Here is a 15,038-nt window from a genome sequence, read left to right as displayed (position 1 = left end):
CCATGAAAAAAGAAGAAAAAAATTATTTTCTTAAATTACTTGAAAGAGAAAAAGAAAAAATTTTTAAAAATTTATCTTACGCAAGAGAAGTAATTGAAAAAGGAGAAAAAGGGGTTCCAACTCATATTGCAGATTATGGAACTGATGAATTTGAAAAAGACCTTGAAGTTGGGCTTTCTAATTCTGAGAGTAAATTACTTGAAGAAATCAATATAGCAATAAAAAAAATTAAAGATGGAACTTATGGAAAATGTGACAACTGTGGACAACTAATATCAAAAGAAAGATTAAAGGCAATTCCATATGCAAGATACTGCATAAAGTGTCAAACGGAAAGAGAAAAAAAGTGAAATTTAGATTTTTTTTAAAAATTTTTTTAACAACTTCATTTTTAGCACTTTTTTTTGATCAGATAACAAAATCTTTTATAGTTAGATTACTGAAAAAAACTGATGGAAATATAAATATTACCTCTTTCCTTTCTTTTACACTTATAAAAAATCAAGGAATTGTTTTTGGACTATTCAATAATGAAAAAACGAGAATCTTTATAATAATTTTTTCTTTTATTGCAATTTTTTTTATTATTTTTGCCATTTTAAAATTAAAAAAAACAGAAAAATATCATCAATTTTCTCTCGGTTTGATTGTTGGAGGGACAATAGGAAATCTACTTGATAGAATAAGATTTGGATATGTTATTGATTTTATAAATTTCCACTTCTGGCCAGTTTTTAATTTTGCAGATGCTTTCATATCAATAGGTGTTATTTTATTCTTTATAAAATATTTAAAGGAATAAAAATGCATCCAGTATTTATAAAAATTGGGAATTTTGTTATATACTGGTATGGAGTTTTTGTTGCTGTTGGAGTTTTTATTTCAATAGCATTATTTGAAAAAGAATATCATAAGGAAGGTTACGATGAAAAGTTTATCTCTCAATTAGTTTTCTTGACAATTTTTACTGGAATTATTGGCGCAAGATTTTTACATATTCTGGTAAATATATATTATTACATTCTTCATCCACTGGAAATTATTAAAATAAGGAATGGAGGGCTTGCTGTTGAAGGAGCAATTCTATCTTCTTTAATTTTTATTATTTTATTTTCTAAAATAAAAAATTTTTCACCAGTTAAACTTCTTGATACAATTGCAATTTATGTTCCTATTGGACAGGCAATTGGTAGATTAGGATGTTTTTTAAACGGTTGCTGTTATGGGAAAGAAACAGATTTCTTTATCGGGGTAAAATTTCCTTTTATGGATAAAAAAGTACATCCTACGCAACTTTATTATTCATTTTTGTACATAGTACTTTTTTTCTTTTTAAAGAAATTATCAAAAAAAACAAAAAAAGGAGAAGGATTTATATTTTCTTCTTATTTAATAGGTTTTTCTTTAATAAGGTATTTTGTTGACTTTTTAAGAGGGGATTTAAAAAGAACATCACTTGGACTTTATTCAACTCAATTCATTGCAATTTTAATATTTATGATAGGTGGAATTTATATTATTGTAAAATTAATAAAAGGGAGGAAATAAATGGCTAAACTTGTTTTTGATTATCCCTTTATGAATAGAGAATATGAGTTGGTTAAAGAAAAAATTTATGTTGGAAGGCAGAATACAAATGATATAACCATACCGGATTATCAAATTTTTCAATCTTTACCAGAATCCACAAAAAGATTGTATCTTGACAGTTTAGTTAAAGTATCAAGAATCCATGCAAGAATAATCAAAAAAGATGATGGTTGGTATATTGAAGATATTGGAACACATGGACTTGGAAGTCAATATGGTACATATGTCAACATGGCTCGTATTGAAGTTAAAAAACCTTATAAACTTCAGGAAAACGACGAAATACAGTTTGGCCCCATTAAGTGTAAATTTTTTGAAAAATAATTCTGAAACTTCTACAAAAAAATACCATCTAAATAAAAAAAATAAAAGGAGAGTAAAAAATGAATCTTGAAAAATTTACATTGAAAGCTCAAGAAGCATTAATGTCTTCACAGGCTTTAACTCAAGAAAAAAATAATAATGAAGTAGATGTATTACATCTTGCATATGTATTGGTAGATAGCGATGAAACGATTATTGACATTTTAAAAGAAATGAATGTAGATGTGGAAGGAATAAAAAAAGATATTGAAAAAGAAATAGATAAACTTCCAAAAGTTTATAATTCAAAAACTGCTTTATATATAAGTCCTTTACTAAATCAAACTATTTATAAAGCACAAAATTATGCCAAAATTTTTGAAGATGAATATATTGGAGTGGAACATCTTTTTATTGCTATAAGTGAAGTTGATTCTCCTGTGAAAGAAATTTTTGCAAAATATAATATTTTTAAGGATAGAATAATAAAAATTATACAAAATTTAAGAAATGGAGAAAAGATTACTGATAGAGATGCTGAAACTAAATATAAAGTCCTTGATAAATTTACAAGAGATTTGACAGATTTAGCAAGAAAAGGGAAACTTGACCCTGTTATTGGAAGAGATGAGGAAATTAGAAGAGTTATACAAGTTTTATCAAGAAGAACTAAAAATAATCCTGTTTTGATTGGAGAAGCAGGTGTTGGTAAAACAGCAATAGTTGAAGGTCTGGCAAGGAGAATTATTTCAGGAGATGTACCTGAAAATTTAAAAAATAAAAAAATACTTGCTCTTGATCTTGGTGCTTTAATTGCTGGGACGAAATTTAGAGGAGAATTTGAGGATAGATTAAAAGCACTTTTAAAAGAAATAGAAAAAAAAGAAGGTGAGATAATACTTTTTATTGATGAATTACATACTCTTGTTGGAGCAGGTGCAGCAGAAGGAGCAATTGATGCTTCTAACATGCTAAAACCTGCACTTGCGAGGGGAACTTTAAGATGTATTGGAGCCACAACTCTTGATGAATACAGGAAATATATAGAAAAAGATAGAGCCCTTGAAAGAAGATTTCAACCTGTTTATGTAAAAGAACCAACTGTTGAAGAAACAATATCAATTTTAAGGGGATTGAAAGAAAAATATGAAGTTCATCATGGAGTTAAAATAACTGATAGTGCAATTGTTGCAGCGGCGGTTTTATCACATAGATATATAAGTGGAAGATTTTTACCAGATAAAGCAATAGATTTGATAGATGAGGCTGCAAGCAAACTTAAAATGGAAATTGATAGTATGCCTGTTGAACTGGATGAAATTGAAAGAAAATTAACGCAACTTGAAATAGAAAAACAGGCATTAAAAAAAGAAAATACACCTGAAGTCAAGGAAAGATTAGAAAAATTAGAAAAAGAGATAGTTGAAATAAAAAAGGAAAGAGATACATTATACAAACAGTGGATTACAGAAAAGGAAATAGTTGAAAAAATAAGAAAAATTAAAGAACAAATTGAACTTGCAAGAAATATAATTGAAAAGGCGGAAAGAGAAGGAGACCTTGATAAAGCAGCAGAATATAAATATGGTAAATTGATTGAATTAAATAAAAAACTTGAAGAGGAAACGAAAAAACTAAGAGAAGTCCAGAAAGAAAAGGGATTATTAAAAGACGAAGTTACGGAAGAAGATATTGCAGAAATTGTTTCAAAATGGACAGGAATACCTGTTCAAAAAATGCTTGAAGGAGAAGTTGAAAAATTAATTCATATGGAAGAAAGGTTATCAAAAAGAGTTATCGGACAGGAGGAAGCAATAAAAGCAGTTTCAAATGCTATAAGAAGAAATAGAGCAGGTCTCTCAGATCCAAATAGACCAATTGGTTCTTTTATCTTTCTCGGACCTACAGGAGTAGGAAAAACAGAACTTGCAAAAGCACTTGCTGAATTTCTATTTAACAATGAAAATGCTCTTGTTCGTATTGATATGAGTGAATATATGGAAAAACATACAGTGTCTCGTTTAATAGGGGCTCCTCCTGGATATGTAGGTTATGAAGAAGGAGGGCAATTAACAGAAAGAATAAGAAGACAACCTTATAGTGTGATTCTTCTGGATGAAATAGAAAAAGCACATCCTGATGTTTTTAATATACTCCTTCAATTACTTGATGATGGACGTCTGACGGATGGACATGGAAGAACTGTAGATTTCAGAAATACTGTGATTATTATGACATCAAACATTGGAAGTCAATTTATTACTTCATTTAAAGAAGAAGATGTAATAAAAGAAAAAATAATGGAAACTTTAAAATTAAAATTCAGACCGGAATTTTTAAACAGAATTGACGAAATAATAATATTTAAAAAATTAAAAAAAGAAGATATTCTCAAAATTGTGGGTATTCAAATTTCATACCTTCAGAAACGACTCTCTGAAAAGAAAATTAAAATTGAAATTACAGAAAAAACAAAAAATTATCTTGCAGAAAAGGGTTATGACGAAAATTTTGGAGCCAGACCTTTAAAACGTTTAATTCAGAGAGAAATAGAAAATCCCCTTGCCCTTAAAATTATTTCTGGAGAATTTAAAGAAGGAGACACAATAATTATAGATGTTGAAAATGGCGCTTTAAAATTTACAAAATAATTTTTCCCCATCAAAAATAAACTTGATTTTCTAATTTTGTAATTTAAAATATATACTTGTTAGAAAACTTTTAAAGGAGGCAAACATGGATTTATTGGAGAAATGGGAAGAAAGTGTAAAAAATCTTGAACAGAGAATTAATAAGTACTTACATCTTAATGAATGGAAATTTAAACAAAATTGTTCAGAAGGAGCAAAAGTTGAAATAGATGATAGTAACTGGGAGAAAAAAACTCAACCAATTCATTGGGCTTTAAAGGATGGAGATACTTATTTAAGAAAATGGATAGAAATACCGGAAGAGATTGAAGGAATAAAAATAGAAGGAAGTAAGATTTATTTGAAATTTGTTTTTCCTTCGGGTGTAACACTGTTTATAAATGGAAAAGAAGTTTATTCTCATAAATTCTGGGCAGATAAAATTGCAACTCCATTTTTATTAACAGAAAATGCTAAACCAAACGAAAAATTCCTTATAGTTTTCAAAACAGACAAGGGTGATGGACTTGGGGGTTTCTGGGCATATTTATCAATCAAAAATTTAAATGATATTGTTTTTCAATTAAAGTCAATTCTATATCAATTAAAATTTGCTCAAATAATTTTAAAAGAAACAAAAAAGAAAAAACTTTCTGAAATAATCAAAAAGTGTTATGAAAAACTTGATTCAGACCTTATTATTAAAAAAGATTGGGAAAAAATAAAAAATGTTATAAAAGATATTGAAAACCTTCTGGAAAGTTTTAAACCCTATGCTAAAAAATTTAAGGTTCATCTTATAGGTCATGCTCATATTGACATGAACTGGTTATGGACATATGAAGATACTGTTTCTGTAGTTCTAAGAGATTTTACAACAATTATAAACTTGATGGATAAATATAAGGACTTAACTTTTTCCCAAAGTCAAACACATGTTTATGATATTACTAAAGAAAATGATAAGAAACTTTTTAAAAAAGTAAAAGATAAAGTAAAAAGTGGTAACTGGGAAATAACAGCAAATGCATGGGTTGAAAATGATTTAAATATGTCTGATGGAGAAAGTATTGTGAGACATATAATTTATTCAAAAAAGTATATAAAAGAGAATTTTGATAAAGATGTAAAAATTATGTGGTCTCCTGATACATTCGGCCATCCATTTACCATACCCTCAATTATAAAAAATGCAGATATAAACTATTATTATTTTATGAGATGTGGAAAGGGATATCCATTATTTATATGGGAGGGTCCCGATAAAAATAAAGTAATTGCTTTTAACAGTATTTACAATAATCAAATTGATAGCGATAGAATTATTCCACTCTTCATTGATTATTATAAGAGATACAAAATAAAAGATTTCATGTTTGTTTATGGAGTTGGAGACCATGGAGGAGGACCTACAGAAGAAGACATTGAGAGAAAAATAAAACTTAATGAAAAACCATGTTTCCCAAATCTTGAATTTTCAACTACTGAAAAATATTTCAAGATAATAGAAAAATATAAAAATAGATTACCCATTGTTAAAGATGAATTAAATTTTATTTTTGAAGGTTGTTATACAACACATTCTGATATAAAAAGAAATAATAGAAATTGTGAAAATATATTGTTAAAACTTGAAACTCTTTCTTCAATCTTCTCAATTAATAACAAACAGTATCCGGAAAATGAAATTGAAAAAATGTGGCAAAAAACACTTTTTAATCAATTTCATGATATACTTGATGGTTCAGCAATACATAAATCATACGATTATTCCAATACTCTTGCTAACGAAGTTATTGAAGAAGGAAACAAAATAATAAATGAAATAATTGAAAAAATGAAGATAGAAAATAAAAGTATAACAATTTTTAATCCAAATGGCTGGGAAACAAAATATCCTGCAAAAATACCATATTATGGAAATGAAGATATACATATTGAAGATGAGTGTGGTGTAAAAATAGATGCTGAAAAAACTGAAGGAAATCTTATATTCACAACTACTCCTATTTCCCCTTATAACTTTAAAACATTTTATATCAAAGATTGTAAAATTTATAGAAGTGGTTTTATAAAAAGAGAGGAAGAATGGGAAAATGAATTTTATTATATCTGGGTAGATAAAAAAACAGGCCTTATAAGAGGGATTTATGATAAAAAAAATAAAAAAGATGTAATACCAAAAGCAAATTCAATTCCAGAAGATAAAAGTTCATTCTGGGCAGAAAATTGTGCTAATCTAATAAAACTTTATTGGGAAAAACCACATCCTATGAGTGCCTGGATAATAGGTAATATTTATAAGATAGAAAATTTAATAGATTTGGATAATCTTGAAATAAAGGAAGGAAACTCGTTAGTTATTTTTGAAGTTATAAGAAAATATAAAGAAACAAAAATTATTCAAAGAACTTTACTTTACAGAGATTTTCCTTTCATTGATTTTGAATTCGAAACAGATTGGAATATAAAGGGAAATAGTGAAATTGGGGTACCTATGTTAAGGGCAAACTTTAATTTCAATGCTCAAAGAAGTGATTTTTATTGTGAAATACCTTTTGGTGCTATGAAAAGAAAAAATATTCCTCGGGAATATCCAGCTTTAAGATGGGCAGGATTTAAAGAAGATAACTGGTGGGCAGTAATAATGAATAGAGAAAAATATGGATATTTCCTGGATGGAAATAACTTATCTTTAACCCTGTTAAGAAATTCTTATGAACCAGACGCTGAACCTGATTGTGGACATCATTTAGTTTCATATAGATTATTTTTTGGAAAATCAAATATTTCAGAAATAACAAAAATGGCTCTTGAATATAATATTACACCTGTTATTTCGGAAGGAGAAATAAAAAAACAAAAATTATTCTATATTGAAGGAAATATTGTACCAACTTGTTTCAAAAAATCAATTAAAGATAATACATATATTTTAAGGATGGTTGAATATGAAGGAAAAAAAGGAAAATTTGTTATAACTTTTGACAGAAATATAAAAAATCTCTGGATTAGTAATGTAAAGGAAGAAAATTTAAAAAGAATACCAGTAAAAAATAAAAAAATTGAACTTAATTTTAAACCGCATGAAATAATTACTCTTAAAATAGAGTTTTAAAAATATAAAATAAAATTTCCCTATCATTTTGTTTATTTTCATTTCAAATCAAAAAATAAAAATTTGACATTTTTATATAATAGTTTAATATTTTTTTCAAAAAGGAGGGGATATGGACAAAAACTGGTTGGCATGGTGGTTAGTTATATTTTTTAGTACATTTTTTACAATAATAGGATTATTGATAAGAATAAAGGGGGTGGAAAAATGAATAACTTCTATCCTATTCCGCAACCAGATCTATCTTATACTATTACATCAGCAATTGGAATTGGGGTAATGTTATTAATCTGCACACTACTTGGATTTTTAAGCAGAAAAAAATCAGTAACTTTTGAAACCTTTTTATCAGGACATCAAGATATAGGACCTGTTATTACCGGACTTGCACTTGCTGCAACATGGTTAAGTGGATGGGCAACACTTGGAATGATGGGCGTTACATATGCAGTTGGTTGGTCAGGAATGTGGTTTGCCGGGATATGGACAATAGTTGGAATTATGCCTTGTTTATTTTTTACAGGCGAAAAAATGCAGAAATATGCTGAAAAATTCGGAGCAAAAACAGTCCCAGATGTACTAAGAATAAGATTTGATAGCAAAATCGTCCAATTTCTATCTGCTCTTATTATGATATTCTTTATGACTCTTTATGCAGTAGGTCAATTTAAAGCAGGTGCTACCATTTGGTATGCAGTAACAGGACTTCCTGCTTTATGGTGTCTTCTTCTTTCTGGGATTATTGTTTTTATTTATATGATTGTTGGTGGATATACAGGAACTCAGTGGTCTCTTGCTTTGCAGGGAGCATTACTTGGAATTGCCTGTTTTGTATTGGGTATTGTTTCTATTTTTTTTGTAGGAGGACCATCTGAACTAAATGCAAAACTTTCTACTCAAGACATAAAACTTCTGGATTTGATAAGAAGAGATCTTCCTGCAGTTGGAAATACTCAATTATTTTCTTCTCCTGTTGGGATAATTGCAACTTTTTTTATATTTTTAACTATGGCAACAGGTTTTCCTCATAATGTTGCAAGATTTCTTGGAATGAAAAAACTAACAAAAAAAGATTTTTCTTTAATCACTCTCATGGTATTTCTTGTTGCAGGTCCACCAATATTTTTAAATGCAATTACAGGACTTATTTCAAGAGCAACTTTTGGTCCTGAAATTTTAAACATACAGCCATGGAAAGGAGACCTTGCTGCACCATATCTTGCTATAGTTGCTGGTGGTAAACCATTAACTGTTTTATATACAACCGGTGTTTTTGCAGCAGCACTTTCTACACTTTCTGCTATGGTAATGGTTATGGCTGGAAATGTAACAAAAGATATAATTTACACCTTTAAACCTAATATTTCTAAAAATTTACTTCTCAAATTAACTAAAGTTTTTATAGGTATATTCCTTTTAATTCCTTTTTACTGGACATTTAAAAAACCTCCAGCTCTACTTGCGGTTTTTATGGGATATGCCTCAATAGGCCTTGGTAGTATTTTTATATTCTGTACAGCAGTTTCTTTTTACTGGAAAAGAGCAACATCAACCGGTGCAATTCTATGTATGCTTTATGGAGTCATCGCCACTCTTATTGGAAGTATATTTGTTTTTAAACAAAAACTTGGAATGGGAACACTTGAATTCATAGTTCTTATTGGATGTGGAATTTTCTATTTTGTGGGAAGTTTATTGACAAAACCATTATCTGAGGAAAAATTAAAACAACTTTTTGAAAAGTAATTTAAAATCTAAATAAAATTTTTTGTTTCTGCTTTATGTAATCTATCCATTATTGCTGTTCCAAGTCCCTGCTCGGGAACTGGTTCTGCATAAATTATATCAAGTTTTGCTTCGTCAAGTTTATGAAGACAGGAAAAAAAATTCACTGCTGCTTCTCTTAAATCACCCTTCATAGATAACACCTCAATTCTCACAAATTTATCTTTATTTTTTGGTTTTTTAAATGCAAGAAGCCCTGCTTTAATCCCTTTTTTTACTTCATTATAGTCATACAAAATTTTAAGAGGAGTTTTGGGTGAATAATGAAAAGGTAATTGTCCCGGAGAAGAAATTTTTTCTGTTTTCTTTATAATCTCAACTTTTCCAATAACCTTTTCAATCTCTTCTTTTGGAACCCCTCCGGGTCTCAAAATTAAACTTCTTTCCCCTGTTAAATCAATCACTGTTGATTCAATACCAACAGAACATCTACCACCATCTATAATAAGTTCAATTCTATTCCCTATTTGTTGTTTTACATGTTTTGCTTCTGTTGGACTCAATCTTCCAAAAATATTTGCACTTGGTGCTGCTATTGGAAAATCAACTCTTTTTAAAATTTCAAGTGCAACGGGATGAGATGGCATTCTTACAGCAACTGTTTCAAGTCCAGCAGTAACTATATAAGGAACAACTTCAGTTTTTGGCAATATTATAGTTAAAGGCCCGGGCCAAAATTTATCAATAAGTTTTTCTGCTTTTTTATTTATTTTTTTCCAGAGTTTTTCTAAATCTTCTTTTTTTCCAATATGTAAAATTATAGGGTCAAAAAAAGGTCTTTTTTTAATTTCAAATATTTTAATTACTGCATCTGAATTTAAACCATTTGCCCCAAGACCGTAAACAGTTTCAGTTGGAAATGCAATAACTCCACCATTTTTTAAAATGTTAATTGCTTTTTCTATTGCTTCTTCAGAAGGTTTAAGAACCTCTACCATTTCAAATATACTTTTTAATTTTTGAAAGTATTTCTTTTAAAGGAGGAACATCAAACCATTTCTTTTCTGTTATTTCATTTGTATAACTTCTGTAAATATCAGATATTGTTTTAAATAGTTCTTCTGGCAAATTTGGAGGTTCTATATCCACATATTTTTTCCATTCAATTTTATTTTTCTTCTTTGCTTCCTCAACCTTTTTATACCACTCAGTTTTTCTATAATATATTCTTGCAATTTCTTTACTCACCGGTATTCCATTATAAGTAAATCTGCATTCGTCAAGAGTTCCAACAGCATCAACAAGAATTAAATTTCTATTTTCATCAAAACCAAATTCAACCTTACCATCTTCATTCCTAAGTCCAATTTTTTCTACTTCATTTGTTATTATTTCGTTTATTTTTAATGTTTTTATTTTTATTTCTTCAATTTCATCATCACTTAAATTTGCAATCTCTTTTGCCTCCTTCCAGTTTATATATCTGTCAGTCAATTCAAGTTTTGTTGAAATATCAATTATCGGTTTTTCAAGTTTTTGACCTACCTTTGGTACTTCTATCAAACCAATATCTTCCAATTTTAAAGTCCTTTCTTTTAACCTTCTAAATACAGATGAACCCTCCGGTAAATAATTTCTGTATATAACTTCAAGGGGTATTAGAAAATTCACTTTTTCCTTTTTATAAATTGAATAGTCATAAGCATTTCCTTTAATTTCTGGTTTTAAAACTCTTAACATTTTAAATTCAATTATGTTTGTTGGCTCTTTTATTTCTCCTAAACTTCTAACATAACCATTTTTATCTACAATTCCTTTATAATGTGTTTTTATTCCATTTTTCTCAATCATTTCAAAAAAATAAGCGGTAGAAATACACATTGATTTTCCTTTATCTATTATATGATCGGGCATTTCACCCCAGTCAAAAACAGAATACCTATCAGAAAATATAAATCTACCTATTCCGCTTTTTCCATCTTCAGGTAATTTTATAACAGAAAGATCCTTAACACTACCCATTTTTTACCTCCTCATCCTGTTTCTCTATCTCTTTTTTTATTTTCTCCTGATATTCTTTAATTTTTTTTGCCAATTCAGGATATTTCAAAGATAAAATTTTAACTGCTGATAATGCTGCTTGTTCAGGTTCAAGAACAACCATTGGTGCCACTCCTGAAGGCATTCTTAAACTTGAAAAAATATCAATTCCTGAAAATTTATCACTGTATGGAGGACAGGCAATCACTGGTTTTGGTGTATTTGCATCAACAAATCCACTTAAAGCATTACTTCTTCCAGCAACAGTAATAAAAACCACATCTTCATTATTATATTGATTTATGATATCCAGAACTTTCAATGGTACTTTATGTGCAGAAGCAACTCTTAAAACCACATCAATATTGAATAATTTTATTTTTTCTTGAATTTTTTTTGCCCATTCCAGATCTGCTTTAGAACCCATAATTATGACTATTTTCATTATTCCTCCTCTGTAAAATTATATCCCAGAATTTTATATTTTGCAATTCTTTTTCATTGACTATAAAGAAAAAATAAAATAGAATTTAATAAAAAGGAAAATAAAATGTGGAATTATTTATATTTGTTATCTTTTTTACTGTCATTCTTTTTATCTATTTTTTTAACTTTTTTATCAGGTAAACTTGCAAAAAAAGCAGGAATAATTGCTTTACCATCCAAAAGAAAAATACATAAAAAACCAACACCTCTTCTTGGAGGAATTGGAATATTTTGTTCTTTTTTTCTTGTTATAGCATTTGGGATGTTGTTCGTTAATTTTGGCTTTGTACCAGAATTTATAGATAGGTATATTGATGGAATTTATTCTGTTTTACCAAAACTGCTCAGTATAATTCTATGCGGGATTATAGTAATTTTCTTTGGTTTACTTGATGATTCTTATGAACTAAAACCTTTCCAAAAACTTTTTTTCCAGTTTGTTATAGGTACTTTCGTTTTTATATCCGGAATAAGAATTACTTTTTTTATTCCCAATATCTTTTTGTCTTACATAATTACATGCTCTTGGTTAATTCTAATGATGAATTGTTTTAATCTTCTTGACAATATGGATGGTCTTTCTTCAGGAATTGCAATTATTACAGGTATCATTTTATTTACTTTTGCACTGGAAATGGGACAGTTATTTATTGCTACAATTCTATCTGTTTTCATAGGAAGTGTTTGTGGTTTTTTGTTTCATAATTTTCCACCAGCAAAAATATTTATGGGAGAATCAGGAAGTAGTTTTTTAGGATATTTTCTCGGTATTGTTTCTATACTTTTGACTTACTATAAATATGAAGAAAGTAAAACATTTTTACCAGTTCTTATTCCTCTCATTGTTTTTTCTGTTCCATTTTTTGACACTATATCCGTAATTGTTATAAGGAAAAAAAGAGGATATTCAATATTTACAGCAGACAAAAACCATCTCTCACATCGGCTTGTTTCTCTCGGGATGACACAGAAACAAGCAGTTTTATTCATTTATCTTCTAACACTTACCACAGGTATAAATGCTTTGATTTTAAAAAATCTTAATATATATGGAGGAATTGAAGTTTTAATTGAAGTAATATTAATTCTTACAATAGTAGCAACACTTGAATTTTTTGGAAGGGGAAAAAATGGGAAAACTGATAGTTGCTCTTGATTTGAATGAAAAGGAAAAAATATATGAACTTATTGAAAAAATTGGAGATAAAGTTGATTTTTATAAAGTGGGTATTATTTCTTATCTTCTGTTTGGTGATGAACTTATAAAATATTTAAAAAAAGAAAAGAAAAAAATTTTTCTTGACCTTAAATTTTTTGATATTCCAAATACTGTAGAAAATGCAGTTAAAATTATATTTGAAAAAGAAATTGACATGTTTACAGTTCATCTAATGGCAGGTGAGAAAGTAATAAAAAGTGTTGTGGAAGCGAAAAAAAAATTTAACAGTGAAACCAAAATTATTGGAGTGAGTATATTAACCTCTTTTAAAGAAGAAGATTTACAAATATTTGGAATAAATACACCTGTAAAAAAACTTGTTGAAAAACTTGCTGAATATGGTTATAACTGGGGGATAGATGGAATTGTATGCTCTGGAGAAGAACTTGAACTGTTGAGGAGTAGATTTAAATCACCTTTTTTATTAATTACACCCGGGATAAGAATTGAAGAAAAAAAAGATGACCAGAAAAGAATTACTACTCCTAAAGAAGCTATTAAAAAGGGAGCAGATTTTATAGTGGTTGGTAGACCAATATATGAAAATCCTCAACCTGAAAAAATTGTAGAAAAAATAATAAAAGAGATTGAAAATGGAAAAAAGAGCATGGATTGAAGTGGATATAAGTAAAATAAGAAAAAATATTCTAAAGATAAAGCAAATAACAGGAAAAAAATTTCTTGCAAGTGTTAAATGTAATCTTTACGGTATGGGTGTAAAAGAAATAGCAAAAGAAATAGATGATATTGTAGATTTTTATGGAGTAGCTTGTTTTAGTGAAGCGATTGAATTAAAAAATCTAAAAGTTAAAAAACCTGTTCTTATAATGGGAAACGTTTTACCTGAAAATATTGAAGAATGTATTTTAAATGATATAAGAATAACTTTATGTAATGAAGAAAATTTAGAAGAAATAATAAAAATCTGCAAAAAGTATCAAAAAAATGCATTTATACATATAAAAATTGACACAGGAATGGGAAGAATTGGGTTAAGAAATGATGAAATAATACCATTTATTCAAAAATGTCTTGATTTTAAAGGTATAAAAATAGAGGGCATATTTTCTCACTTTGCCACTGCTGAATGGAAAGATAAAACTTATGCAAATTATCAATTAAATATTTTCAAAAAAGAAATAAAAAAAATTGAAAATTTTATTAAAGTTCCAATTAAACACATAGCAAATTCAGGTGCTATTTTAAACTTACCAGAAAGTTATAAAGAATTTGATATGGTTAGAATAGGTCTTTTGATACTGGGAATTTATCCTGCTATGTATCTGGCAAAAAAAATAAAATTTGATTGTGCAATAAAAGGTTTTACAAGAATTGTTTTTATTAAACAGGTTGAAAAAAATACTCCTTTAAGTTATGGACTTTCATATACGACAAAAAGAAAAACAAAAGTTGCAACCTGTTGTATTGGATATGGAGACGGACTGAGAAGATTTCTTTCTAATAACTTCTATTTAAAATGGAAAGGTGAAAAAGTTAAAATCATTGGAAATATATGTATGGATCAAACACTTTTAGATGTCACAGGAAAAAATGTTAAAATAGGTGATAAAATAGAAATATTTGGTGATAATTACGAAATTGAAACAATGGCAGAAATAGGTAATACAGTACCACAGGAAATACTGTGTGGTTTTGGGAGTCAAAGAATTGAAAAAATTTACAAAAATGGAAGAAATAATTAAAAACTGGAAAAAAGAAATAGATGAGTACCTTGATAAGAAATTACCCACTAAAAAAGATTGTCCTAGTGTTTTAAGTGAAGCAATGAGATATACTGTTTTTTCAGGTGGGAAAAGATTAAGACCAATTTTAGTTCTATGTGTAAGTAAGATTTTGGGAATTGATAAAAAAAAGGTTTTACCAGTTGCGTGTGGAATAGAACTTATACATAATTTTTCTCTTGTAC

The 15,038-nt window shown here is 28.2% G+C and carries 14 protein-coding genes; 11 read left to right on the top strand and 3 right to left on the bottom strand.

Annotation, left to right across the window (positions count from 1 at the left end; genetic code table 11):
- Nucleotides 1-2: 2 nt before the first annotated feature.
- From PKV21_02035 to PKV21_02005, 7 genes are all read left to right on the top strand, one after another.
- Complete coding sequence (locus PKV21_02035) at nucleotides 3-350, top strand: TraR/DksA family transcriptional regulator (GenBank protein ID HOM26269.1); 348 nt, start codon at nucleotides 3-5, stop codon at nucleotides 348-350.
- On the top strand, nucleotides 347-802 hold the full coding sequence (gene lspA / locus PKV21_02030) for a signal peptidase II (protein HOM26268.1): 456 nt from the start codon (nucleotides 347-349) through the stop codon (nucleotides 800-802). Before PKV21_02035 ends, lspA begins: the two co-directional genes overlap by 4 nt.
- A 2-nt stretch (nucleotides 803-804) precedes the next feature.
- On the top strand, nucleotides 805-1,548 hold the full coding sequence (gene lgt, locus PKV21_02025; GenBank protein HOM26267.1) for a prolipoprotein diacylglyceryl transferase: 744 nt from the start codon (nucleotides 805-807) through the stop codon (nucleotides 1,546-1,548).
- A complete protein-coding gene (locus PKV21_02020) occupies nucleotides 1,549-1,914 on the top strand; it encodes an FHA domain-containing protein (GenBank protein ID HOM26266.1) in 366 nt (121 codons plus the stop codon).
- 59 nt (nucleotides 1,915-1,973) lie between these two features.
- Entirely contained in the window at nucleotides 1,974-4,544 is a 2,571-nt protein-coding gene (gene clpB, locus PKV21_02015; protein ID HOM26265.1) for an ATP-dependent chaperone ClpB, read from the top strand.
- A gap of 85 nt (nucleotides 4,545-4,629) precedes the next feature.
- Nucleotides 4,630-7,641, top strand: coding sequence for a glycoside hydrolase family 38 C-terminal domain-containing protein (locus tag PKV21_02010; protein ID HOM26264.1), 3,012 nt, complete (start codon nucleotides 4,630-4,632; stop codon nucleotides 7,639-7,641).
- 207 nt (nucleotides 7,642-7,848) lie between these two features.
- Entirely contained in the window at nucleotides 7,849-9,387 is a 1,539-nt protein-coding gene (locus tag PKV21_02005; GenBank protein ID HOM26263.1) for a hypothetical protein, read from the top strand.
- 8 nt (nucleotides 9,388-9,395) lie between these two features.
- Here the strand turns inward: PKV21_02005 and PKV21_02000 are convergent, their stop codons facing one another.
- From PKV21_02000 to PKV21_01990, 3 genes are read right to left on the bottom strand one after another with little or no spacing between them, the layout of a single operon-like run.
- Nucleotides 9,396-10,364, bottom strand: a complete 969-nt coding sequence (locus tag PKV21_02000; GenBank protein HOM26262.1) for an L-threonylcarbamoyladenylate synthase — start codon at nucleotides 10,362-10,364, stop codon at nucleotides 9,396-9,398.
- Between the two features lies 1 nt (nucleotide 10,365).
- Nucleotides 10,366-11,388: a phosphoribosylaminoimidazolesuccinocarboxamide synthase gene (gene purC / locus PKV21_01995; GenBank protein HOM26261.1), complete on the bottom strand. Its 1,023-nt coding sequence runs from the start codon at nucleotides 11,386-11,388 to the stop codon at nucleotides 10,366-10,368.
- Nucleotides 11,381-11,851, bottom strand: coding sequence for a 5-(carboxyamino)imidazole ribonucleotide mutase (locus PKV21_01990; protein ID HOM26260.1), 471 nt, complete (start codon nucleotides 11,849-11,851; stop codon nucleotides 11,381-11,383). Before PKV21_01990 ends, purC begins: the two co-directional genes overlap by 8 nt.
- A 105-nt stretch (nucleotides 11,852-11,956) precedes the next feature.
- Between PKV21_01990 and PKV21_01985 the strand changes: the two genes are divergently transcribed.
- The 4 genes from PKV21_01985 to PKV21_01970 form a co-directional block, all read left to right on the top strand.
- Nucleotides 11,957-13,048 (top strand): MraY family glycosyltransferase, encoded by a 1,092-nt coding sequence (locus PKV21_01985; GenBank protein ID HOM26259.1) that lies wholly within the window; start codon nucleotides 11,957-11,959, stop codon nucleotides 13,046-13,048.
- Entirely contained in the window at nucleotides 13,023-13,727 is a 705-nt protein-coding gene (gene pyrF / locus PKV21_01980; GenBank protein ID HOM26258.1) for an orotidine-5'-phosphate decarboxylase, read from the top strand. Before PKV21_01985 ends, pyrF begins: the two co-directional genes overlap by 26 nt.
- Complete coding sequence (gene alr, locus PKV21_01975; GenBank protein HOM26257.1) at nucleotides 13,705-14,814, top strand: alanine racemase; 1,110 nt, start codon at nucleotides 13,705-13,707, stop codon at nucleotides 14,812-14,814. Before pyrF ends, alr begins: the two co-directional genes overlap by 23 nt.
- On the top strand, nucleotides 14,798-15,038 hold a 241-nt coding region (locus PKV21_01970; GenBank protein HOM26256.1), incomplete at its 3' end, for a polyprenyl synthetase family protein. The genes alr and PKV21_01970, both read left to right, overlap by 17 nt.

Source organism: bacterium, assembly GCA_035371905.1.
Classification (GTDB): domain Bacteria; phylum Ratteibacteria; class UBA8468; order B48-G9; family JAFGKM01; genus JAMWDI01.
Note: the sequence above shows the minus strand (reverse complement) of the source record. Positions and strands in the feature narration are given on the sequence as shown.